A 22,814-nucleotide genomic window follows, 5' to 3' on the forward strand; every position below is an offset into this window, starting at 1 on the left:
CCGCAGCCCGCCAGTCGCGGCTGGCAGAGTGCGGGTTCCGATGGTGCAGTCAGTGCTCTGAATCAGCTGACCTTGCCATGACACTGCTTGTACTTCTTGCCGGACCCGCAGGGGCAAGGCTCGTTTCGACCCACCTTGCGCTCCTGACGAACAAAGGTTTCCGGAGTCGACTGCCGGCTATCGTCGGCGTTGCCCTCACCCTGGCTCTGGGCTGTAGCACTGGTTTCGTCGTGGCGCAGGCGAGCCTTCGCGAGCTCTTCTTCCAGCTCTTGTTTGCGGCGGCGCTCGACTTCTTCCATCTCCTCACGGCTCTGGACACGAACGTGACAGAGCACCCGGGTGACGTCCCGCTTCATGGTATCGAGCATGGTTTCAAACAGGTTGAACGCCTCGCGCTTGTATTCCTGCTTGGGGTTCTTCTGGGCGTAACCCCGCAGATGGATACCCCGACGCAGATGATCCATGTTGGAAAGATGCTCTTTCCACAGGGTATCCAGCACTTGCAGGAACACCTGCTTCTCAAACTTGCGCATGGCCTCGGAGCCGGCAATTTCTTCCTTGGCTTCGTAGGCGGCCACAATTTCGTCCAGAATCTTCTGGCGCAGGCTTTCTTCAAACAGTTTGGAGTCTTCTTCCAGCCACTTCTGAACCGGCAGATCGATCGCCATCTCGGACTGAAGCTGGGCTTCCAGACCGGCGATATCCCACTGTTCCGGCATACTCTGGGGCGGGATGTATTCACTGATCAGCGAATCGACAACGTCTTCCCGGATGGTTTTGACCATGTCCGAGATGTCGTTGGAGGACATGACTTCATTACGCTGGTCGTAAATGACCGTCCGCTGATCGTTGGCAACGTCGTCGTATTCCAGCAGCGTCTTCCGCATGTCGAAGTTGCGGCCTTCCACCTTGCGCTGGGATTTCTCGATAGCGTTGGTCACCATCCGGTGCTCAATGGCCTCGCCCTTCTTCATGCCCATCGCCTGCATCAGGCTCTTGACCCGGTCAGGCGCGAAGATGCGCATGAGATTGTCTTCCAGAGAAAGGAAGAATCGCGAGGAACCGGGATCGCCCTGACGACCGGCACGGCCGCGAAGCTGGTTATCAATCCGGCGGGACTCGTGGCGCTCGGTACCGATGATGTGCAGGCCGCCGGCCTCAAGCACCTGATTGTGGCGCTCGGTCCATTCCGCCTTGACCCGGGCAACCTCCTCTTCCGAGGGGTTCTCCATGGCCGCGACTTCATGCTCCCAGTTACCACCAAGCACGATATCGGTACCACGGCCGGCCATGTTGGTGGCGATGGTGACTGCGCCCGGACGACCCGCCTGGGCAATGATATGGGCCTCGGATTCGTGCTGCTTGGCGTTCAGGATCTTGTGTTCGATCCGTGCCTTCTTGAGCAGCATGGAGAGCAGCTCGGAAGCCTCGATAGACGCGGTACCGACCAGGATCGGGCGCCCCTCGGCAGTGACATCCTTGATCTCGTCAATGATCGCGTGGAATTTCTCTTCCTGGGTCAGATACACCAGGTCGTTGTAGTCGGTCCGCTGGATCGGCTTGTTGGGCGGAATAACCACCACGTCGAGACCGTAGATCTGGCGGAATTCGAAGGCCTCGGTATCTGCCGTACCGGTCATGCCGGCAAGCTTGTCGTACAGCCGGAAATAGTTCTGGAAGGTGGTGGAAGCGAGCGTCTGGCTTTCGGCCTGGATCTTGACGCCTTCTTTGGCCTCAACTGCCTGGTGCAGGCCCTCGCTCCAGCGGCGACCCGGCATGGTACGACCGGTATGTTCGTCAACAATAACCACCTGGCCGCCCTGCACAATGTAGTCCACGTCTTTCTGGAACAGATGGTGGGCGCGCAGGGCTGAATGAACATGGTGTAGCAGGCTGAGGTTGGCCGCGGAATACAGACTCTCGCCTTCTTTCAGAAGTCCACGCTCAAGCAGCAGTTCCTCGACTTTCTCGTGGCCGCCTTCGGTCAGCTCGACCTGGCGGGACTTTTCGTCAATGGTGAAGTCGCCGGTAGGCTCGCCTTCTTCTGGCACTTCACCTTTCTCCAGGCTGGGAATCAGTTCATTGATGGCCTGGTACAGTTTCGAGCTATCCTCGGCTGCACCGGAGATGATCAGCGGCGTTCTGGCCTCATCAATCAGGATCGAGTCCACTTCGTCTACGATCGCGTAGTTCAGCCCCCGCTGGACCTTGTCTTCGGTACTGAACGCCATATTGTCGCGCAGGTAGTCGAAGCCGAATTCGTTGTTGGTGCCGTAGGTAATGTCGGCCTGGTATGCAGCACGTTTTTCCTCCGCAGGCTGGCCTGAGGCCACCACACCCACCTGCATGCCCAGGAACCGGTACAGCTTGCCCATCCAGTCCGCATCACGGCGGGCCAGATAATCGTTCACGGTAACAACGTGAACACCCTTTCCGGACAGCGCGTTGAGATACACGGAAGCGGTGGCAACCAGGGTCTTACCCTCACCGGTTTTCATTTCCGCGATCCGGCCTTCGTGCAGGGTGATACCCCCGATCAGCTGGACGTCGTAATGGCGCATGCCCATAACCCGGCGGCCCGCTTCACGGACGGTCGCAAAGGCTTCGGGAAGCAGGGCATCAAGGGATTCGCCTTCATCGATCCGGCGACGGAACTCCGCGGTCTTGCCTTGCAACTCGGAGTCGGACAGATTGCCATATTGCTCTTCAAGTTCATTAATGCGTATGACAGATTTACGCATTCTCTTGATTTCTCTGGCGTTTTTACTGCCGAACATCTTGGTTGCAAGCTTTGTGAACATAGACCACTGCTTCTTTGATTAAACGGAGGAAGCCGGCATTCTAACCTTATTTTGTAACAGTACAAAAGGCAGGCCTCACACAGGCGCCATAAGTCGCCGATGAGGCACCGGATTCACGGATAAAAACTGGCCGGGCGCGGAATGGCGGAGAGGTTCTGAAGGCGGCGGGAGAGCCGGAACCGGATCAGCGGCTCGCCCGTTTGATATAGGTTTCCGGGTTTTCAGACTTGCCATTCCGGATGACTTCAAAATGCACATGGGGGCCGGTCGAGCGCCCGGTGCTGCCCATAAGCGCCACTACCTGGCCCTTCTGGACAACGTCACCCACCTTGACCTTGATGGTCTTGCAGTGGGCATAGCGGGTGATCAAACCATCACCATGGTCGACTTCCACGAGGTTGCCATAGCCATAACGCTCCCCGGCATAGGTAACCACACCACCTGCGACCGAGATAATATCGCTGCCATCCTTGCCGGCCAGATCGACCCCGGCATGCCAGGTGCGCTTGCCGGTAAACGGATCAGAACGGTAACCATACTTGGAAGACAGCCAGCCCCAGGTGATCGGGCGACCTTCAAGGTAGAGTTCGTCTTCGAGCCGCTTGCTGGATGCCAGTTGATCCAGTAACCGCAGTTGCTGTTCACGGTCCTCGATCCGCCACTCCATTTCCTCGATCATGCGAGTCAGCTCAGGCGCGGAAAAAGAATCGCCGGACAAGACGTCTTCCGGGCCACCGACAGCGGCCGGCTGATCGAAATTGAATTCATCGCTGGCTACCAGGCCGGATTCCACAAACCTCTGGCCCAGGGCGTCCAGGCGCAAGAGACGGCCCTGAATCTCGCCCAGGCGAAGTGTCAGGGCATCAACCTGTTGCTGGACGCTCTCTTCTATGCCGGCCAGTTCCGCCTTCTGCTCTGCCAGTTTTAGCTGCCACTCAGCCACCAGCTCGGAGTTGGTGGGCTCTCTGGCCTCAACCTGCTCAATAGCCATCTGATAACCAGCCCAGCCAGCGGCGACGAGCAGGGACAGCACAAAAAAGAGCAGGCCAACGGCAAGCGTACTGTTGATCGACAACACACGGGACTTTCCGTGGTGTTTGCCAACGAGAATAATGTTCATATCGTCATCTGGTTTCATCGTTGAGCCGCAACCGCATCCTGTAGTGTTGCGCCCCGGAAAAATCCGAAGGGGGTCTGCCATCCTTTGGCAACAGCTACATACTGAAAAAATTGCAGCGCCCGGTAGACATACTCATTTGTCACAATGTAAAACGAGTGTAATACAGGCACTACGCATAAACCGTGCCGAAGTGTAACCAATCGTAAACGGAGCCGTCGAGTAAAAACGCCGCCATGAAACGGAAAAGCGAGCAAAAAATGACCTTTGACAAGCTTGGCAAGACCCCGGTGCTCAAAGATCTCGTTGCAAAGGCCGAGCTCCACCGACAGGCGGAGCAGGAAGTTCTGGCGGCCCTTCCCCAGGATCTGGTCAAGGGGACACGCTTTGTCAGCTGCAAGGACGGCGAACTGGTTCTGACCGCCGAATCCGCCGGCAAAGCCAGTCAGATCCGGTTCCGCCAACACGAGATCATGGAGAAACTTCGAGAGAACGAACTCTTCCGGTTTGTCTGGAAACTGAAGGTCAAGGTTGCCCCACCCAGATTCCGGGAAAAGCCGGTATTCAAAAAAGAGCCTTTGAGCAAAGAAAATGCCCGGCTCCTCAAAGAGGAAGCCGGGCACACGAAGGATAAAGCATTACGCGAGGTTCTCGAAAAACTCGCTAGCCACGTCCGGGATTAAAGCGTCCGCCTTTAACCCGCCGCCAGCACAGGCTTCATATAGGAAATCGGGGCAGTGGCCTCATCATCAAACGTAACCACTTCCCAGGCGTCCTCTTCTGCCCTGAGCTTGCGCAACAGCTTGTTGTTCAGATCGTGGCCGGATTTGATACCACGGAATTCACCAATCAGGCTGTTGCCCAACTGATAAAGGTCACCGATGGCATCAAGCAGCTTGTGCTTCACGAATTCATCGTCATAGCGCAGCCCGTCTTCGTTGAGGATCTTGTAGTCATCAACGACGATGGCGTTATCCACACTGCCACCAAGGGCGAGGTTCATGGCGCGCAATTTTTCGATGTCACGCATAAACCCGAAGGTCCGTGCGCGACTCACTTCCTTCACAAAGGAGGTGCTGGAAAAATCGACGGTTGCAGTCTGGGCGCGGCCTTTGAACACCGGGTGATCAAAGTCGATTCCGAAGCTGACCTTGAAGCCTTCGAACGGCAGCAGAGTCGCTTTCTTGTCACCTTCCTCAACCGTTACCTCACGCTTGATGCGGATAAAACGCTTGGCCGCATCCTGCTCGGCAATACCGGCGGATTGCAGAAGAAACACAAAAGGACCGGCAGAGCCGTCCATGATGGGCACTTCCGCGGCGCTAAGCTCGACGAAACAGTTATCAATCCCGAGACCAGCCATGGCCGAGAGCAGATGCTCTACCGTCGCCACACGGACACCGTCTTTTACCAGCGTCGTGGACAGCATGGTCTCACCCACATTTTCCGCACAGGCACGAATCTCAACCATGGGATCAAGATCGGTACGGCGGAAGATGATACCGGAGTCCACCGGGGCAGGCTTGAGGGTCAGGTAGACCTTCTCACCCGAGTGCAAGCCAACACCGGTGGCACGGATGGTGTTTTTAAGTGTCCGTTGTCTGATCATCGGTACATAATTCCGTCACAAAAAGGCGATATTCTGGGCAAAAATCTGCCCGGAGAATATCAGAAAATAAGACTGAATACCATTTAACCAATCCGTTGTTGCTGAATGTTCATCCAGCACGCAACCCATGGCAATCAGTGCACGTATTTACCGGTTTTCGGGTTCCATATTTCGTACACGAACCGGAACCGGATCACAATTGCACCAGATTATCAGTCAGCCTGCCGACGGAGGAATGCGGGAATATCGAGATAGTCGACACCCTGCTCCTCACTGTCCTTGCTCTGGTCGATAGCCACGTTTCCGTGAGAAACGGCCCGACGACGCAGAACAGCGGGGCGGTCCAGCTGGTTGTAATCGGTTTTTCCATCCAGGGTGCGGGTATTGTCCACAACCTTGGTTGGCTTCTCGCGATCACCACCCAGGCCGGTCGCAACAACCGTTACCTTCAGTTCGTCGGTCATTTCCGGATCAATGACGGTACCGACAACAACGGTGGCAGAGTCAGAGGCAAACTCACGCACAATGTCGCCAACCTCTGAGAATTCGCCCAGGTTGAGGTCCATACCAGCGGTGATGTTGACCAGAATACCTTTGGCACCCTGCAGGTTGATATCTTCCAGCAGCGGGCTGCGAACGGCCGCTTCGGCTGCTTCCCGCGCGCGGTTTTCGCCAGTGGCGCGAGCGGTGCCCATCATCGCCATACCCATCTCGGACATGACCGTCTTCACGTCGGCAAAATCGACGTTAATCATACCGTTACGGGTAATCAGGTCGGCGATACCCTGCACAGCGCCCAGAAGCACATCGTTGGCAGCGGCAAACGCGTCCAGCAGGCTGGTTTTCTTGCCCATAACCGCCAACAGCTTTTCATTGGGGATGGTAATCAGGGAGTCGACGCTTTCTTCCAGCTCTTTCAGGCCGGATTCGGCAACGCTCATGCGCTTGCCACCCTCGAACATGAAAGGCTTGGTGACAACGGCAACGGTCAGGATGCCCAGCTCACGGGCCACTTCCGCCACGATTGGCGCAGCACCGGTGCCGGTACCACCGCCCATGCCCGCGGTAATGAAGACCATGTCCGCGCCCTTGATGGCTTCGGCGATGCGATCACGATCCTCCAGGGCGGACTGACGACCAACCTCGGGATTGGCGCCGGCACCCAGCCCCTTGGTGATATTGCCACCGAGCTGGATGATCTGACGCGCATCCATATCGGTCAGCGCCTGAGCATCTGTGTTGGCGCAGATGAATTCCACACCTTCGATGTCGCTGTTAAGCATATGGCGAACGGCGTTGCCGCCACCACCGCCTACACCGACGACTTTAATGACAGCGTTTTGCTGGACATTATCGACGAGTTCAAACATTTCCCCTACTCCTTCGTGCTGTTTTCAGCCCTTGTTCCGGGCTGTTTGTTCGAGATTGTGTTTTCGAGATACCTTCGTTTCTTTTTAGACTGCCACCCGATTCCGTCAGAAATGACCGGTAAACCAGGCTTTCATGCGCTCAAACAGCGAGGGTGCATCTTCACCCTTGAGCACCGGTGCCCGCCCCAGATCCATCTGGCGGAAACCATGAATCAACAACCCGACGCCAGTGGCGTAGATCGGATTGTTAACCACCTCCGTCATGCCTGAGACCGCCTGCGGACAGGCCAGTCTTACCGGCATGTGGAAGATCTCTTCGGCCAGTTCCACCACTCCTTCCATGGTGGAAGAACCGCCGGTTATCACGATGCCTGCAGGAATCAGATCCTCGAACCCGGACCGGCGCAACTCTGACTGCACCAGGGTGAACAACTCTTCATAGCGCGGCTCCACCACCTCGGCCAGGGCCTGCCTGGACAAGTCCCGCGGCGCGCGATCGCCAACACTGGGCACCTTGATGGTTTCATCCGCACCGGCTAGCTGGGTCAGTGCACAGGCATACTTGATCTTGATCTCTTCAGCATTCTGGGTCGGTGTGCGCAACGCCATCGCGATGTCGTTGGTCACCTGGTCGCCGGCAATCGGAATCACCGCCGTGTGTCGAATAGCGCCGCCGGTAAACACGGCAATATCAGTGGTGCCGCCACCGATATCCACCACACAGACCCCGAGTTCCTTTTCGTCTTCGGTGAGGATGGCGTGGCTGGATGCCAGCTGCTCCAGGATGATGTCGTCCACCTCAAGACCACAGCGCTTCACGCACTTCTCAATGTTCTGGGCGGCATTCACCGCACAGGTCACCAGGTGCACCTTTGCTTCCAGACGCACACCGGACATACCCATTGGTTCCTTGATCCCTTCCTGACTGTCGATCACGAATTCCTGGGGCAGAATGTGAAGAATCTTCTGGTCTGCAGGAATCGCGACGGCCTGGGCGGCATCGATCACCCGGTCAATGTCGGCCTGGGTGACCTCACGATCACGGATGGCAACAATCCCGTGGGAGTTCAGGCTCTTGATGTGGCTGCCGGCAATGCCCGCGTACACCGAGTGAATGCGGCACCCGGCCATCAACTCCGCCTCTTCCACCGCGCGCTGAATGGCCTGGACCGTGGTTTCAATGTTCACCACCACTCCACGCTTGAGGCCCCGGGAAGGATGGGAACCAATGCCCACCACTTCGATGGTGCCGTCCATCTTGCGCTTGCCGACAATCGCAACCACCTTCGAGGTTCCGATATCGAGGCCGACAATCATGTTTTCCGTTTCAACCGATGACATGTATTCCACCAAACCGTAGGTCTGAATTAACCGTTGCTATGATTTTGGGCTGGAGGCTGTCTCAACAGCTTTCCACTTGACCGCAACACCATTGGTGTAACGGGCATCCACCCGACTGACTTCGTCCGACCGTGCTGCCAGCCGGTTTTCATAAACCGTGATAAACCGCTCGAACCTCTGTTCCACCTGATCCCGGCCAAGCACCACCTCGATGCCATTGGCCAGTTGCAGGGTCCAGGCACCCCGGTGTTCCAGGGCCAGGCCCGAAAATCCGAGCCCCCGGGCGACCAGCCTGTCGCTCATGGTCCGCGCCATATTGATCACATCCCGTACTCTTTCGTCGGGTCCGGCCAGACGCGGAAGTCGACCTGCCACTTCCGGATTGGACGGCGCGAACAGTTCACCGGTCCGACTGACCAGACGCCCGTCGGTCCAATAGGCCAGCGGCTTTTTCTCCCGGATATCGATGACCAGCCGGTCCGGCCACACGCGACGCACTGCGGCGGACTCAACCCAGGGCCGGCGCTCAAGGCTCTCTTTGATGTCCGAGAGATCCGTGGCGAAATAGCTCTTGCCGATCCAGTCGCCAGCAGCGCGCTCAATGGCTACCCGGCTGTCGCCCACAAAATCGCCTTTCACATCCACCGCCAGGATCTGCTGATCCATGGCACCCAGCACCTTGCCGGTACCCCAGGGCACCAGGGCGGCCAACAGTACAATCACGGCGCCCATGCCCACCTGAAGCCAGGGCACGGCCGCCAGGACACCCTTCAACACGCCAAACCGGTCCCGCTCAGGACCGAGGGACGTTGCCCCCCGGCGCCGCGGGGGCTCGGACGGTGTCGCCCGGCTCCGGATCAGCAGTGTTTCAAGCATCGGCGCCCTCCAGGGTGTCCTTCAGTATCCGGACCACGAGTTCCTCAAAACTGATGCCTGCCGCTTTCGCTGCCATGGGCACGAGACTGTGGTCGGTCATCCCGGGCACGGTATTGACTTCCAGCAGCCAGAACTGGCCGTCGCTGTCCTGCATAATGTCGACCCGGCCCCAGGTCCGACAGCCGACAACACGGAACGCATCCAGTGCCAAGTGCTGGAGGCGAACTTCGTCCTCCGGTGCCAGACCACAGGGAATCTGATAGCGGGTGTCGTCTGCCAGGTACTTGGCGTCGTAGTCATAAAAAACGTGGTCGGTGCTGGCGCTCAGACCAATGGCCGGAAGGGCCTGATCCTGCAACAGACTGACGGTGAACTCAGGCCCTTCGATCCACTCTTCGACCAGTACCAGGCTATCCAGGGCCGCCGCGGCTTCGTAGGCTTCAGCCAGTTCAGCTGCGGTATGCACCTTTCGGATGCCGATACTTGAGCCTTCTCGGGAGGGCTTCACGCTCAATGGCGCTCGCAGTTCGCCAATAATCTGGTTCGCCTGGTCTGCACCGGACATGGTCCGGAACTTCGGCGTTGGCAGGCCGCACCCTTCGAATACGTACTTGGTTCTGAGCTTGTCCATCGCCAGAGCGGAGGCCAGCATTTCGCTGCCGGTGTACGGAATCCCTGCCTGGGCGAGAATCGCCTGCAGGGTACCGTCCTCGCCACCCCGGCCATGCAGGGCAATGAAAACACGATCAAACTGCGGGTTATCAACCGTTCTCAGCAGGCAGCCCTTGACGTCTTCGGCATAGGCATCCACACCCGCGGATACCAGCGCGGCCAGCACCGCCTTGCCACTCTTCAGGGACACTTCCCGCTCGGCGGAATCGCCGCCCATGAAGACCGCAACCCGACCGAGCGCCCTCACGAGGTCGGGATCTGCCTGATAGGTCTGTGCTTCGGTATGATGCATATCACTCACCCGCAATCACTCCTGCGGCCGCCAGCCGCGAAGCCACACCACCGATATCGCCGGCTCCCTGGGTTATCAGAAGGTCGCCGTCCTGCAGGACATTGGCCAGCAGGGCTTCAATTTCCCGGTTATCCTCGACAAAGACCGGTTCTACCTGCCCGCGCTGGCGAATACTGCGGCACAGGGCCCGGCCGTCCGCACCCGGAATCGCCGGTTCGCCGGCGGAATAGACATCCATCAGTAGCAAGCCGTCCACTTCCGACAGCACCCGGACAAAGTCTTCATAAAGGTCACGGGTCCGGGTAAAGCGGTGCGGCTGGTAAAGCATGACCAGGCGACGATCGGGCCAGGCATCGTGTGCCGCGCGGATAACCGCCTGCACTTCCGTGGGGTGATGCCCGTAATCGTCTACCAGCGTCACCGTGCCCTTGGGTGTCTGGTAATCACCGTAGACCTGGAACCGGCGCCCGACACCGGCAAAGCCCGCCAGCCCGCGGCAGATGGCGTCATCGTCAACGCCCTCGTCTGTGGCCACGGCAATGGCCGCCAACGCGTTCAGCACGTTGTGCCGGCCCGGCATCTTCAGCTCGACTGTCAGATCACTGCGACCGGCCGGACGCTTCACCACAAAGTGTGTGCGTAGGCCATCGGAATTAATGCTTTCGGCACGGTAATCCGCATCCGGATTGTCAATCCCGTAGGTAATGATCGCCCGGGAAATTCGGGGAATGATCTCCTGCACGTAACCATCATCCACACACATCACCGCAACACCGTAGAACGGTAGGTTGTGCAGGAAATCCACGAAGGTTTGCTTCAGTTTCTCGACATCGCCGCCGTAGGTATCCATGTGATCCGCTTCGATGTTGGTCACCACCGAAATCACCGGCGTCAGATGCAGGAAGGACGCATCGCTCTCATCCGCCTCGGCCACCAGGTAGCGGGATCCTCCCAACTGGGCGTTGGTGCCGGCGCTGTTGAGCTTGCCGCCGATAACAAACGTGGGGTCCAGACCCGCCTCACCCAGAATGGATGCAATCAGGCTGGTGGTCGTGGTCTTGCCATGGGTTCCGGCCACGGCGATGCCGTGACGGTAGCGCATGATTTCCGCCAGCATTTCTGCTCTGGGGACGATCGGCACCCGACGACTGCGAGCGGCCACAACTTCCGGGTTCTCCGCCGATACCGCCGAAGAAACCACAACAACATCAGCACTGGCGCTGTTCTCTTCCCGATGGCCAATCTGGACTTCAACGCCCATCGCTTCAAGGCGATCAGTCACAGCCCCCTCTTTCAGATCCGATCCGGAAACGTCGTAGCCCTGATTCTTGAGAACCTCGGCGATGCCGCTCATCCCCGCACCACCAATCCCAACAAAGTGGATGTGGCGGATCCGGCGCATTTCAGGCACCTGATAGACCAGGGGCGGATTGGTTGCATCAGCCATTGGCGGCCTCCAGACAGTAATTCACGACTCTCTCCGTTGCATCGGGGCGGGCCAGCGTTCGCGCGGCCTTCGCCATATCAGTTACCCGACTGCGGTCCCGGGCCAGATCGCCCAGGGTTTCCGCCAGCACCGCCGGGGTCATCTTTGATTGAGGGATGAGGATGGCCGCTTTTGCCGCCACCATCTGCTGGCCATTTTTCGTCTGGTGGTCGTCCACGGCGTGGGGAAATGGCACCAGCACTGCGCCGATACCAGCTGCGCACAATTCGGAAACCGTCAGAGCGCCGGCCCGACACAGCACCAGGTCGGCCCATTGATAGGCTTCGGCCATGTCCTTGATAAACGGCTCCACGCTGGCTTCAACCCCGTGTTGCTCATAGCCCTGCCGGGCCGCATCTGCATGCCGCTCACCGCATTGGTGGCGAACCACCGGACGATCCGCTTCCGGCAACATGGCCAGCGCCTCGGGCAACTGCTCGTTGAAAACCTGAGCGCCAAGACTGCCGCCAATCACCAGCAACCTCAGCGCACCTTCGCGCCCTGCCAGCCGCTGTTCGGGCACCGGCAGGGCTGCGAGATCCTCCCGAACCGGATTGCCGGTGCAGCGGGTGACAACTTTCGGCCCGAAGCTGCCGGGAAACGCTTCCAGTACGGTTTTTGCAAATCTCACCAGAATCCGGTTGGTCATGCCGGCAATGGCGTTTTGCTCATGAATCACCAGCGGTGTCCGGCTCAGCCAGGCGGCCACGCCACCGGGCCCGGTGACAAACCCGCCCATACCGACCACACAATCCGGCCGAATCCGGCGCAGGATGGTGAACGCCTCACCCAATGCCCGCATCAGACGAAACGGTGCCGTTACCAGCGCGAGCTTGCCCTTGCCTCGCAGACCGGAAATATGAATCAGTGACAGCGGAATATCGGTTTCCCCAATCAGTCGCTGTTCCATGCCACCACTGGCACCAAGCCAGTACACCTGGTGCCCTCGTGCCTCGAGTGCCCGTGCCGTGGCCAGGGCCGGGAAAACATGGCCTCCGGTACCACCGGCCATCATCAGGAAACGGCGCTGTTCAGTCATACACCACGCCTCCCCGCGTCTTCGGGCCGGACTTCTCCCGGGCGAGTTTTTCCTGATCAAGACGCTCCATTTCCACGCGGGCCAGAATGCCGATGCAGATACAGGTGATCATCAGGCTGGATCCGCCGTAGCTGACCAGCGGCAGGGTCAGCCCCTTGGTGGGCAGAAGGCCGGTACTGACCGCCATGTTTATCCCTGCCTGCAAGCCGATCAGCAGGGTCAATCCGTAGGCGAAACAGGCACCGAACGGCATGTCCGCTTTCTCTGCCCGGCGGGCAATAACGAACCCGGTCACAACCAGCAGGGTGAAGAGGCTGAGCACCAGCAGGGATCCCAACAGACCGAACTCTTCCGCGATAATGGCAAAGATGAAGTCGGTGTGGGCCTCTGGCAGATAGAACAGTTTCTGGATGGAATTGCCCAGGCCGACACCGCCCCAGTCCCCGCGACCAAACGCGATCAGCGACTGGGTCAACTGGTAACCACTGTCGAACTGGTCTTTCCAGGGGTCGAGATAGCTGACGACCCGTTTCAAACGGTAGGGTTGGGTAACGATCAGAATGGCACCCAGAACCACCAGCGTGCCGATCAGGGGTACAAACCGGCTAAGCCGCACACCGCTCAGGAAAATCATGCCCGCCGCCGCTGTCACCAGGACCACAGTGGCGCCAAAGTCCGGCTGGATGACCAGCAGAACCGAAGCCAGACCAAGAACAACCAGCGGCTTCAGGAAGCCGAGCCAGGTATTGAGCAGTTCGTCCCGGCGACGGACCACGTAACCTGCCAGGTAGGCAATCAGGCAGAGTTTCGCCACTTCCGAAACCTGGACGTTAAACAAGCCAAACGGGATCCAGCGGGTCGAGCCATTGACTGTGCGCCCCAGAGGCGTGAGCACCAGAACAAGAGACAGCAGACCAATGCCCAGGAGCAACCAGCCACTGCGTTCCCACCAGGCTACCGGAACGTTGACGGCGACCAGTGCCAGCAGGCAGCCAAGACCGGCAAACATCAACTGGCGAATCACGTAGTGGTAACTGTTGCCCATAGTTTCAGCGGCCATATCCATGGACGCCGAGGAAATCATGACAACGCCCATCACCAGCAGTGCGACCGAACTGATCACCAGCATCGGCAGAGGCTGGACCTCACCAAGCCATTGATTCCGGTTCTGCAGGGAAAGGTCTGCCTGCATCACAGGCCCTCCACCAGAGAACGGAACTGGTCACCGCGATCCAGATAATCACGGAACATGTCAAAACTCGCGCAGGCCGGCGAAAGCAATACCCGATCCCCGGGGGCGGCCAGTTCCGAGGCACGGGCGACCGCCTCAGCGAGGCTACCCATCCGATGAACCGGAATACCGCTGCCCAGCACATCGGCGATCGCTGGTGCATCACGACCGATCAGCAACACGGCCCGGCAATACAGGGCAATGGGCGCTTCCAGGGCAGTGAAATCGGCACCTTTGCCGTCACCACCGGCGATCAGCACGACTTTGCCATTGTCCGGTGCAAGGCTTTCAATGGCGGCCACTGTGGCTCCAACATTAGTGCCTTTGGAATCATTGATGAAATCCACATCGTTCAGCCGGCGCACAAACTCGCAGCGATGCGGCAGCCCTGGAAATTCACGGGCGACTGTCAGCATCACATCCATGGGCAGCCCGGCGGCATGGCCCAGTGCCAGAGCGGCCATCACGTTGCTGATATTGTGATGCCCCATCAGCTTCAGCTCGCTGGCCAACAGGAGGTTATCGAAGCCAAAGGTAATCCAGGTGCCCTGGTCATCGTCCCGGGTGCTGAAGGTTTCCGGGTTCACCCGGTGAAAACCGAAGCAAAGGAACCTGAGGTTGTCCCTTGCCATGGGAGTGCTCAGGGCGTCGTCCAGATTGACAATGGCGTTCTTGCAGCCCCGGAAGATGCGCTGTTTGGCCTGGAAATAGGCCATCTTGTTGGGGTAACGATCCATGTGATCGTCGCTGACGTTCAGTACCGTCGCAGCCAGGGCATTCAGTTCGTCCGTGGTCTCGAGCTGAAAACTCGACAGCTCGAGTACATACAGGTCTGCGCCCTGACCCAGAAGGTCCAGCGCCGGGGTGCCGATGTTACCGCCGACAGCAACTTTCCGGCCCGCGGCTTTCGCCATTTCACCCACCAGGGTGGTAACGGTGGTTTTACCGTTGGACCCTGTGATGGCCACGATGGGCGCATCGGCAGCCTCGGCGAACAGATCAATGTCACCGCGGATTCTTGCTCCCTGGCGTGCGGCTGCGGCAATGGCAGGCTCTGCAATGCTGATGCCCGGACTTACCACCAGTTCGTTGAAACCGGCAAACAGTTCTTTGTCAAAAGTGCCCAGGTGCACCGGGATATCCGGCCAGTCAGCCTTCAGTTGCTCAAGGCCCGGAGGAGCCTTGCGGCTATCGGCCACAGCTACGTCCCGCCCCTGTTCGGACAGATAGCGCACGCAGGAAAGCCCGGTTTTACCGAGCCCTACGACCAGTGTGCGACGATCCGAAACAATGACACTCATAGTTGCAGCGTTTTCCTATCTCAGTTTCAGACTGGCGATGCCAATCAGGACCAGAACGACGGTGATAACCCAGAACCGGACAATCACTCTCGGCTCCGGCCAGCCTTTCAATTCAAAGTGGTGGTGCAACGGCGCCATGCGGAAGATCCTCCGCCCCGTCAGACGGAACGACGCAACCTGCAGGATTACCGATATGGTCTCCATCACGAACACCCCGCCCATGATGAACAGGACAATTTCCTGGCGAACAATAACCGCAACCACACCCAGGGCTGCGCCAAGGGCCAGGGCACCCACATCACCCATGAATACCTGGGCCGGGTAGGTGTTGAACCAGAGGAAACCAAGTCCGGCTCCGACGAGGGCACCGCAGAAAACGATAAGCTCACCGGTGCCCGGAAGATGCGGGATCAGCAGGTAGTTAGCGAACTGGGCGTGCCCGGACAGGTAAGCGAAAATGCCGAGTGCGCCGGCCACCATGACCGTGGGCATGATGGCGAGCCCATCAAGGCCGTCAGTGAGGTTGACCGCGTTGCTGCTACCGACAATGACGAAGTAGCTGAGCAGGATGAACAGTACCGGGCCAAGGGTGAGGGACACCTGCTTTACGAACGGCACGTACAGAGATGTCTCCTGCGGCAACGCCGAGCTGAAGAACAGCACCACGGCCGCCGTGGCTCCAATGACCGACTGCCAGAAGTATTTCCAGCGGCCCGGCAGGCCTCTCGGGTTGCGCTCCACCACCTTGCGATAGTCGTCGACCCAGCCGATCGCGCCGAACAGAAGCGTCACCAACAGGGTAACCCAGACATAGCGGTTGCCAAGATCCGCCCAGAGCAGCGTACTGATGCCGATGGCCACCAGGATCAGCGCGCCACCCATGGTCGGCGTACCGGCTTTGCTGAGATGGGTCTGGGGACCGTCATCCCTCACCGCCTGACCAATCTGGTACTGGCTCAGCTTGCGGATCATCACCGGGCCAATGATCAGCGAAATCAGCAGCGCGGTGAGTGTGCCCAGGATTCCACGCAGGGTCAGGTACTGAAACACCGTCAGTGCGGAGAAATACTGTGATAGGACCTCTGTCAGCCAGAGCAGCATGAGTTGTTCACCTTTTCTTTAATTCCCTCCACCACACGCTCCATGGCGGAACTGCGAGAACCCTTGACCAACACTGTCAACGGTGTGTTTTTCTCTCCAACAGCCGATTCAACGGCCTGCTCATGGCTCAGCCCAAGCTCCGTGGACGCTCCAAACCCGTCGGCATAACCTTCACAACCCGGGCCCACAGTGATCAGTCGGTCGATGCCCTGTTCTCGGGCACACTCTCCAACTTCCCCGTGCAACACCCTGGCCTCAGCGCCCAGCTCTGCCATGGCACCAAGTACCGCAATCTTCTGCCCCTGGCGCCCGGCCAGAACTCCAAGCGCGGCTTTCATGGACGACGGGTTGGCGTTGTAACTGTCGTCAATCAACGTCAGTGCCGGCGAGAGCTTCAGAATCTGAAGCCGCCCTTTCACCGGCGCAACACTGGCCAGCCCGTCAGCAATCGCCTGATCACTGGCACCCAGCTCGCGGGTGGCAGCAATGGCAAGCAGCATGTTGGTGATGTTGTGATCGCCCTCCAGTCCCAGCGTCACCCGGCACTGCCAGCCATCCGGCCCGCTCACCTGAATGGTTCTGGTTCCGGCGCCTTGGTCTTCGATGACTGCGTGATAATCCGCTTCGGCACCAAGACGGCTGACCCCGACGACACGGCGGGCGCCGGCACGGATTCGCCACTGCTCAAAAGCCGGGTCGTCGCGGTTGAGAACCATCAGCCCATCTGCCGCGACGCCATCAATGATTTCGCCCTTGGCCAGAACAATATTCTCGTAGCTGCCAAACCCTTCCAGATGGGCCTCACCAGCATTCGTGAGAATGGCAACGCGGGGCTTCGCCAGGGCGACGGTATGGGCAATTTCACCCAGCCCACTGGCACCCAGCTCAATCACGCCATACTGGTGTTCCGGAGAAAGGCCGAACAGCGTAAGCGGAACACCGATGTGATTGTTCAGGTTGCCTTTTGTCGAAAGCGTCTTGCCCATCTGAGACAGAATGGCGGCGCACATCTCCTTGACCGTGGTCTTGCCGCTGCTACCGGTGATCGCAAGAATGCCGGCTTTGCTTTCTTCACGGTTGCCCGCCGCAAGCCGGGCCAGGGCATCCAGAGTGTCGCCTACCACCAGCTGAGGCAGGTCAACACTGCTATCAAACGTATCGACAACCAGGCCAACTGCGCCCTTGTCCAGCGCCTGTTGCAGGAAACGGTGGCCATCAAAATTTTCGCCTCGCAGGGCCACGAACAGCTGCCCTCGCTCCAGGGTACGGGTATCGGTGGAAACCCCGCTGAAGCTCACTGACGCAAGATCGCCCGAAGTGTACTCAGCACCCAGCCAGGTCTTCGCTTCCGCCAGCGAAAAGGCGCGCATCATGCCACACCCCCATTGAGTTTCAAGACGTGGCGAACCTGCTCGGCATCGCTGAACGGGTATTTCTGGCCGGCGATTTCCTGGTAGGCCTCGTGCCCTTTTCCTGCAATCAGAACGAGGTCGTTCGGAGTGGCCGAACGAATCGCCGACTGGATGGCCTCAGCCCGGTCGTGGATAACAGACACCTGTGCCGAATCCGAGAACCCGGCAAGAATATCCTGTGCAATCGCCCGGGGATCCTCGCTGCGGGGATTGTCATCGGTAACCACCACACGATCTGCAAGCTTCTCGGCTTCCCGGGCCATTTCCGGACGCTTGCCGGAATCGCGGTCACCGCCGCAGCCAAATACACAAATCAGCTCACCAGCCACATGCAGGCGCAAAGCTGCCAGCGCATTTGAAAGGGCATCCGGGGTATGAGCGTAATCGACCACCACTCTGACACCATTGGCGCCACCGAATCTCTCGAGCCTGCCAGGGGGCGGCGTGAGTCGGCCAGTGGCCTGCTGAACACGCTCGACCGGAACCCCGAGTGTGAGGACCGTCGCCATCGCCGCCAAAACATTGCTCGCGTTGAAGCTGCCCATCAGGGGAACGGCGATAGCAAACCTGCCCCACTCGCCATCCACTTCAGCTTCAAAGCCCTCGTCGCTTGGCCGGAACTCACGCAACCAGAGTTCAGTCTGGGCCTCGTGAAGGCTGTAACGCACGCGATCACATTTGCCGTCCAGCTGCTCGAACAGTTGCCGGCCGAAAGGATCGTCAAAATTGATCACTGAAAAGTGCAGCTCCTCCCGCTCGAACAACCGGGCCTTGGCTGCGCCGTATGCTTCCATGGAGCCGTGGTAGTCGAGATGATCCCGGGTCAGATTGGTAAACACGGCCCCGGTCATGGAGATGTTGTCCACCCGACCCTGATCCAGTGCGTGGGAGGACACCTCCATCACGGCAGCACGACCTTCCTGCTTCACGATCCGGGACAGGACCCGGTTAACCTGAACCGCATCCGGCGTGGTATGCGTTGCTGGCTGAAGCGCACCGGGCATGCCATACCCCAAGGTGCCCAGGATGCCGCAGGGAGTACCTGTCTCCTTCAGCAACTGGGCCACATACTGGCAGACCGACGTTTTACCATTGGTCCCGGTTACACCGATAAGGCGAAGCCGTTGGGACGGGTGTTCAAAGAACCGGTCTGCGATCCGGCCTACCAGGCTTCGCAGGCCGGCAACAGGCACAATCAGGGCGCCATGGTGCTCAGTGCACTCGCCGGCCTGTTCAGCTTCAAGGAGGATAACCGTCGCGCCAGCCTCAATGGCCTTGTCGACATAAAAATCGGCAGGCGTTCGGGCACCTGACAGGGCTATAAACGCATCGCCGGAGGCGACCTCGCGACTGTCGGTTTTCAGACCGTGAATGGTCACATCGAACACCGACGGAACCGCCACAATGCCTTGCAATAACGTGCTGAGAGATGTGATGCACATAGGCCTACCCTCGCTCTCCAGATGAGGAAGAAGTCATTTCGGCTTCTCCCACCTCCAGTTCAGGCTTCACATTCAGCAGTCGCAGTGCGTCACTCATCACCCGGGAGAATACCGGCGCAGCAACCTCGCCACCGTAATATTCTCCGGACTGCGGCGCATCAACGGCCACAACCGTAACCAGTCTGGGATTATCAATGGGCGCCATACCGGCAAAAATCGCCTTGTACTGGCTGTCTTCGTAACCCTGGGCACCAACAAGATGCACTGTCCCGGTTTTGCCGCCGGCCGAGTAGAATCCCGGCTGCGCACGTTTGCCAGTCCCCCTCGAAACCGCCTCGCGCAACATATTGCGAACCTGATGGGTTACCTGCTCCGAAAGCACGCGCTGACCCTCCGGCTTCTCGTCTTGCCGGACCAGGCTCAATGGATAGCGCACACCACCGTTAGCGATCACCATATAGGCTTGGGCCAGTTGCAGGGCGTTCACGCTCATACCGTACCCATAAGACAGCGTTGCCTCTTCCACCGGACGCCACTTGGCTGGCGATGGCAACACCCCCACCGCTTCGCCCGGGAAGCCGATACCGGTTGGCTGCCCTAGCCCGAGACGGGCGTATAGATCGCGGATCACATCGCCACCGAGATCGGTGGCAATCCGGCTGATTCCGACGTTGCTGGACTTGACGATGATCTCAGCCATATCCATCACGCCATAGTTGCGATGATCCCGGATGGTAAAACGACCAAAACGGCGGAAACCCGGACTGGTATCGATAGTGCTGTTTACCGAGTAGCTGCCGGACTCCAGAGCCGCCGCCATGGTGATCGGCTTCATGGTTGAGCCGGGCTCGAACAGATCGGTAATGGCCTTGTTCCGGAGATTCTCGGCGGCTAGCTGACTGCGGTCATTGGGGTTGTAGGACCCCTGATTGACCATTGCCAGGACCTCACCGGTATCCACGTCGAGCATGACCAGTGTGCCCCCTCTGGCATTATGAGCCGCCACAACAGCTTTGAGTTCCCGGTAAGCCAGGTACTGGAGGCGCAAATCAATGCTGAGCGCGAGATTCTGACCAGGGCTGGCATCACGAATCAGGGTCAGATCCTTGATGATGCGACCCCGATTGTCTTTCAGAACGCGTTTGCGGCCGGTTTCACCAGACAACCACTGGTTATAGGCCAGTTCGATTCCTTCCTGGCCACGCTCATCAATGTCTGTAAAACCCACAACGTGAGCGGTCACCTCTCCCGCAGGGTAGTAACGACGGTACTCCTGACGGGTGTATATCCCATCAATCTCCAGATCCAGGATCTTTCTGGCCAGATCCGGCTGAACCTTGCGACGCAGGTAAATGAATTCCCGGCCGGAGTATTCTTTCAGGCGCTGCCGGAGGGAGGCCTCGTTGATGTCCAGAAGCCGCGCGAGGTTGGTCAGTCGTGCCTCGGAAGGGTCGGCCTCCGACGGATTGGCCCAGATGGTCTGCACTGGCGTGCTGACGGCCAGCGGCTCGTCATAACGATCGGTGACAACACCACGGTGAGCATCAATACTTTCAACCCGGATGGTCCGGACATCACCCTGCTTGCGCAGGAAATCGTTATCTACGACGTGGAGGTCGACCAGGCGCCAGCCAAGCACACCCACGACCAGGAGAAAGACGCCCACGACGGAGCCAAAACGCCAGGCTGCCAGCCCGGACGCCAAACGCTGCCCCCATGTTGTCTTCTTTCCCTGATCGGACACGTCGATCACCCTGAATCGTTGTTGTTTTCGTTTATTATCGGTTTGCAACCGGCGACATCAGTGGTACCAGGACAATATCCTGGCGCCCCGGCACCACCATGCTGAAGCGTTCAGCCGCCAGCTTTTCGACTCGACCGTGGGCGCTAAGCGCACTCTGCTCAAGCAACAGCTGACTCCATTCACTCTGATAGCGGTCCCGCTCGGACTGAAGCTGCGACAGGGTATTAAAGAGCTCCCGATTCTCGTGGGCACTCACTACCACGCCGATGGAGGAAGCCAGCAACACGGCAACCAGGCCAAGCGAGACCAGCACTTTGCCTTGCTTCGTAGCGGCGAACACCTGCCTGGAAATCCGGACTGCAGTTGCAACGCCGTCGCGGACCTTCCGCTTGTTGAGCTTCGCCGTTTTTACCGGTTCTTCAATAGCTACCGCGCCCATGGTTACGCGCTCCCCTGCGAGTTTTTCCTGATATCTGTGCGTTCCAGCACCCGCATGACTGCGCTGCGGGCGCGTACGTTGTCACTTACTTCGTCAGCGCCGGCCTTACTGGCCTTGCCCACCAGACGGAAGTCCGAGGCCTCCTGCTCTGCCGTTACCGGAACACCTTTAGGCAACTGCGGCCCGCGGGCCAGATCCCTCATGAATCGCTTCACCAACCGGTCCTCCAGCGAATGAAAACTGATGACCACCAGACGCCCTCCCGGGGCAAGGTGATCAACAGCAGACTGGAGACCCACTTCCAGATCCTCCAGCTCCCGGTTGATAAAAATCCGGATTGCCTGAAAGGTCCGTGTGGCCGGATGCTTGTGTTTTTCTTTCTTGGGCACCGCCTCGCTGACCAGTTCGGCCAACTGGCGAGTGGTCTCGACGGGCGTTTCCTTCCGACGCTCGACCAGGAGCCGGGCAATGCGGCGGGAGAAACGCTCCTCGCCATAACGGAAGATCACATTCGCGATATCCGACTCCTCCGCTGTTGCGAGCCACTCCGCCGCACTGGGCGATTGCTCGGTATTCATGCGCATGTCCAATGGCCCGTCACGCATGAAGCTGAACCCACGAGAGGCATCATCCAGCTGTGGCGATGACACGCCCAGATCCAGCAAAACACCGTTAACTTTCTGCCAGCCCTGAGCAGCTACCGCAGCGCCAAGCTCGGCAAACGAACCGTGAAAACTGTTGAAGCGGCGATCCTTGGCTTCCAGCTCGTTCGCTGCACGGATAGCTTCGGGGTCCTTGTCAATTCCAAGTAACTGCCCTGACTCCCCGAGCCGACCCAGAATCAACCGACTGTGGCCACCCCGCCCAAAGGTGCCATCCACGTAATAGCCATCGGGGTCATTGACCAGATAGTCGACCGCCGAATCCAGGAGCACCGAGCGATGCGAGTACGCCGCCCCGGCCTCCTGACTGCGATCGGAGGTCATAGGGACAGCGCCTCCATCTCGGGCGGCATATCTTCATCATCAGAGGACTCATCCAGCCAGGCGAACCAGCGCTCTTCGCTCCAGAGCTCAAGCTTCTTGCCCTGCCCGATCAGCATCAGTTTTTTCTCCAGATGGGCATAACTTCTCAGAGTTGGTGGAATCAGGATGCGACCGGCAGAGTCCAGCTCCATCGGCGCGGCATTACCCAGAATCAGGCGCTGCAGGCGTCTAGCCGCCTTGTTCATGTTCGGAAGCGCCTCGATTTTGGGCCGCAGAACCTCCCATTCGGGCTCGGGATACAGCAGCAGGCACCGCTCCTCGTCAGCGTTTGCCGTCAACACAATGCGCCCACCACAGGCCTGCGCGAGCTCTTCGCGCACCTTGGCGGGGATCGCCAGGCGACCCTTCGCATCCATATTGATGGCATGACTGCCGAGAAAATTACTCATTTACGCTGTCTCTGGGCGCCTGATATCCACAAAAAACCACTAGATTCCACTTTTTCCCACTTCTGCACACTATAGAAACACGCAATACACAATGCAAGCGCCGCAA

At 58.8% G+C, this 22,814-nt stretch carries 19 protein-coding genes; 1 reads left to right on the forward strand and 18 read right to left on the reverse strand.

Going from position 1 to position 22,814, the window contains the following annotated elements; translation table 11 throughout:
- Positions 1-62: 62 nt before the first annotated feature.
- Both secA and KEHDKFFH_RS18505 read right to left on the reverse strand, forming a co-directional pair.
- Positions 63-2,801: a preprotein translocase subunit SecA gene (gene secA, locus KEHDKFFH_RS18500; protein ID WP_104323268.1), complete on the reverse strand. Its 2,739-nt coding sequence runs from the start codon at positions 2,799-2,801 to the stop codon at positions 63-65.
- A 184-nt stretch (positions 2,802-2,985) separates the two neighbouring features.
- Positions 2,986-3,939 carry a M23 family metallopeptidase gene (locus tag KEHDKFFH_RS18505; RefSeq protein ID WP_104323269.1) on the reverse strand — a complete coding sequence of 318 codons (954 nt, stop codon included), beginning with the start codon at positions 3,937-3,939 and terminating at the stop codon, positions 2,986-2,988.
- 215 nt (positions 3,940-4,154) lie between these two features.
- Between KEHDKFFH_RS18505 and KEHDKFFH_RS18510 the strand changes: the two genes are divergently transcribed.
- On the forward strand, positions 4,155-4,601 hold the full coding sequence (locus KEHDKFFH_RS18510; protein WP_104323271.1) for a DUF721 domain-containing protein: 447 nt from the start codon (positions 4,155-4,157) through the stop codon (positions 4,599-4,601).
- A gap of 11 nt (positions 4,602-4,612) precedes the next feature.
- Here KEHDKFFH_RS18510 and lpxC read toward each other — a convergent pair whose 3' ends face one another.
- The 16 genes from lpxC to mraZ form a co-directional block, all read right to left on the reverse strand.
- A complete protein-coding gene (gene lpxC, locus KEHDKFFH_RS18515) occupies positions 4,613-5,527 on the reverse strand; it encodes a UDP-3-O-acyl-N-acetylglucosamine deacetylase (RefSeq protein ID WP_104323272.1) in 915 nt (304 codons plus the stop codon).
- A 212-nt stretch (positions 5,528-5,739) separates the two neighbouring features.
- Positions 5,740-6,897 carry a cell division protein FtsZ gene (gene ftsZ, locus KEHDKFFH_RS18520; protein ID WP_008176500.1) on the reverse strand — a complete coding sequence of 386 codons (1,158 nt, stop codon included), beginning with the start codon at positions 6,895-6,897 and terminating at the stop codon, positions 5,740-5,742.
- A 105-nt stretch (positions 6,898-7,002) separates the two neighbouring features.
- Positions 7,003-8,238 carry a cell division protein FtsA gene (gene ftsA / locus KEHDKFFH_RS18525; RefSeq protein WP_008176504.1) on the reverse strand — a complete coding sequence of 412 codons (1,236 nt, stop codon included), beginning with the start codon at positions 8,236-8,238 and terminating at the stop codon, positions 7,003-7,005.
- 36 nt (positions 8,239-8,274) lie between these two features.
- Positions 8,275-9,114, reverse strand: coding sequence for a cell division protein FtsQ/DivIB (locus KEHDKFFH_RS18530; RefSeq protein ID WP_104323274.1), 840 nt, complete (start codon positions 9,112-9,114; stop codon positions 8,275-8,277).
- Entirely contained in the window at positions 9,107-10,078 is a 972-nt protein-coding gene (locus tag KEHDKFFH_RS18535; RefSeq protein WP_192875808.1) for a D-alanine--D-alanine ligase, read from the reverse strand. Before KEHDKFFH_RS18535 ends, KEHDKFFH_RS18530 begins: the two co-directional genes overlap by 8 nt.
- 1 nt (position 10,079) lies before the next feature.
- Entirely contained in the window at positions 10,080-11,525 is a 1,446-nt protein-coding gene (gene murC, locus KEHDKFFH_RS18540; protein ID WP_104323276.1) for a UDP-N-acetylmuramate--L-alanine ligase, read from the reverse strand.
- Positions 11,518-12,603, reverse strand: a complete 1,086-nt coding sequence (gene murG, locus KEHDKFFH_RS18545; RefSeq protein WP_104323277.1) for an undecaprenyldiphospho-muramoylpentapeptide beta-N-acetylglucosaminyltransferase — start codon at positions 12,601-12,603, stop codon at positions 11,518-11,520. The genes murC and murG overlap by 8 nt, the downstream gene beginning before the upstream one ends.
- Complete coding sequence (gene ftsW / locus KEHDKFFH_RS18550; protein WP_104323279.1) at positions 12,596-13,795, reverse strand: putative lipid II flippase FtsW; 1,200 nt, start codon at positions 13,793-13,795, stop codon at positions 12,596-12,598. The genes murG and ftsW overlap by 8 nt, the downstream gene beginning before the upstream one ends.
- Positions 13,795-15,135: a UDP-N-acetylmuramoyl-L-alanine--D-glutamate ligase gene (gene murD / locus KEHDKFFH_RS18555; protein WP_104323281.1), complete on the reverse strand. Its 1,341-nt coding sequence runs from the start codon at positions 15,133-15,135 to the stop codon at positions 13,795-13,797. Before murD ends, ftsW begins: the two co-directional genes overlap by 1 nt.
- A gap of 15 nt (positions 15,136-15,150) precedes the next feature.
- The gene (gene mraY, locus KEHDKFFH_RS18560; RefSeq protein ID WP_064227007.1) at positions 15,151-16,236 is read right to left on the reverse strand and encodes a phospho-N-acetylmuramoyl-pentapeptide-transferase; all 1,086 of its coding nucleotides are present in this window, start codon (positions 16,234-16,236) and stop codon (positions 15,151-15,153) included.
- Positions 16,221-17,609: a UDP-N-acetylmuramoyl-tripeptide--D-alanyl-D-alanine ligase gene (locus KEHDKFFH_RS18565; RefSeq protein WP_104323282.1), complete on the reverse strand. Its 1,389-nt coding sequence runs from the start codon at positions 17,607-17,609 to the stop codon at positions 16,221-16,223. The genes mraY and KEHDKFFH_RS18565 overlap by 16 nt, the downstream gene beginning before the upstream one ends.
- Positions 17,606-19,090 (reverse strand): UDP-N-acetylmuramoyl-L-alanyl-D-glutamate--2,6-diaminopimelate ligase, encoded by a 1,485-nt coding sequence (locus KEHDKFFH_RS18570; protein WP_104323284.1) that lies wholly within the window; start codon positions 19,088-19,090, stop codon positions 17,606-17,608. Before KEHDKFFH_RS18570 ends, KEHDKFFH_RS18565 begins: the two co-directional genes overlap by 4 nt.
- A 4-nt stretch (positions 19,091-19,094) precedes the next feature.
- A complete protein-coding gene (locus KEHDKFFH_RS18575; protein ID WP_104323285.1) occupies positions 19,095-20,834 on the reverse strand; it encodes a peptidoglycan D,D-transpeptidase FtsI family protein in 1,740 nt (579 codons plus the stop codon).
- A 34-nt stretch (positions 20,835-20,868) separates the two neighbouring features.
- Positions 20,869-21,273 (reverse strand): cell division protein FtsL, encoded by a 405-nt coding sequence (ftsL, locus tag KEHDKFFH_RS18580; protein ID WP_104323286.1) that lies wholly within the window; start codon positions 21,271-21,273, stop codon positions 20,869-20,871.
- Positions 21,274-21,275: 2 nt separating this feature from the next.
- Positions 21,276-22,259 carry a 16S rRNA (cytosine(1402)-N(4))-methyltransferase RsmH gene (rsmH, locus tag KEHDKFFH_RS18585; protein ID WP_104323287.1) on the reverse strand — a complete coding sequence of 328 codons (984 nt, stop codon included), beginning with the start codon at positions 22,257-22,259 and terminating at the stop codon, positions 21,276-21,278.
- Positions 22,256-22,708 carry a division/cell wall cluster transcriptional repressor MraZ gene (mraZ, locus tag KEHDKFFH_RS18590; protein ID WP_104323289.1) on the reverse strand — a complete coding sequence of 151 codons (453 nt, stop codon included), beginning with the start codon at positions 22,706-22,708 and terminating at the stop codon, positions 22,256-22,258. The genes rsmH and mraZ overlap by 4 nt, the downstream gene beginning before the upstream one ends.
- Positions 22,709-22,814: the final 106 nt, after the last annotated feature.

Source organism: Marinobacter maroccanus (genome assembly GCF_002933275.1).
Lineage (GTDB): Bacteria > Pseudomonadota > Gammaproteobacteria > Pseudomonadales > Oleiphilaceae > Marinobacter > Marinobacter maroccanus.

Coding starts and splice junctions, on each gene's coding strand:
- secA (WP_104323268.1), bottom strand. CDS start 2,801: ATGTTCACAAAGCTTGCAACCAAGATGTTCGGCAGTAAAAACGCCAGA.
- KEHDKFFH_RS18505 (WP_104323269.1), bottom strand. CDS start 3,939: ATGAAACCAGATGACGATATGAACATTATTCTCGTTGGCAAACACCAC.
- KEHDKFFH_RS18510 (WP_104323271.1), top strand. CDS start 4,155: ATGAAACGGAAAAGCGAGCAAAAAATGACCTTTGACAAGCTTGGCAAG.
- lpxC (WP_104323272.1), bottom strand. CDS start 5,527: ATGATCAGACAACGGACACTTAAAAACACCATCCGTGCCACCGGTGTT.
- ftsZ (WP_008176500.1), bottom strand. CDS start 6,897: ATGTTTGAACTCGTCGATAATGTCCAGCAAAACGCTGTCATTAAAGTC.
- ftsA (WP_008176504.1), bottom strand. CDS start 8,238: ATGTCATCGGTTGAAACGGAAAACATGATTGTCGGCCTCGATATCGGA.
- KEHDKFFH_RS18530 (WP_104323274.1), bottom strand. CDS start 9,114: ATGCTTGAAACACTGCTGATCCGGAGCCGGGCGACACCGTCCGAGCCC.
- KEHDKFFH_RS18535 (WP_192875808.1), bottom strand. CDS start 10,078: ATGCATCATACCGAAGCACAGACCTATCAGGCAGATCCCGACCTCGTG.
- murC (WP_104323276.1), bottom strand. CDS start 11,525: ATGGCTGATGCAACCAATCCGCCCCTGGTCTATCAGGTGCCTGAAATG.
- murG (WP_104323277.1), bottom strand. CDS start 12,603: ATGACTGAACAGCGCCGTTTCCTGATGATGGCCGGTGGTACCGGAGGC.
- ftsW (WP_104323279.1), bottom strand. CDS start 13,795: ATGCAGGCAGACCTTTCCCTGCAGAACCGGAATCAATGGCTTGGTGAG.
- murD (WP_104323281.1), bottom strand. CDS start 15,135: ATGAGTGTCATTGTTTCGGATCGTCGCACACTGGTCGTAGGGCTCGGT.
- mraY (WP_064227007.1), bottom strand. CDS start 16,236: ATGCTGCTCTGGCTGACAGAGGTCCTATCACAGTATTTCTCCGCACTG.
- KEHDKFFH_RS18565 (WP_104323282.1), bottom strand. CDS start 17,609: ATGATGCGCGCCTTTTCGCTGGCGGAAGCGAAGACCTGGCTGGGTGCT.
- KEHDKFFH_RS18570 (WP_104323284.1), bottom strand. CDS start 19,090: ATGTGCATCACATCTCTCAGCACGTTATTGCAAGGCATTGTGGCGGTT.
- ftsL (WP_104323286.1), bottom strand. CDS start 21,273: ATGGGCGCGGTAGCTATTGAAGAACCGGTAAAAACGGCGAAGCTCAAC.
- rsmH (WP_104323287.1), bottom strand. CDS start 22,259: ATGACCTCCGATCGCAGTCAGGAGGCCGGGGCGGCGTACTCGCATCGC.
- mraZ (WP_104323289.1), bottom strand. CDS start 22,708: ATGAGTAATTTTCTCGGCAGTCATGCCATCAATATGGATGCGAAGGGT.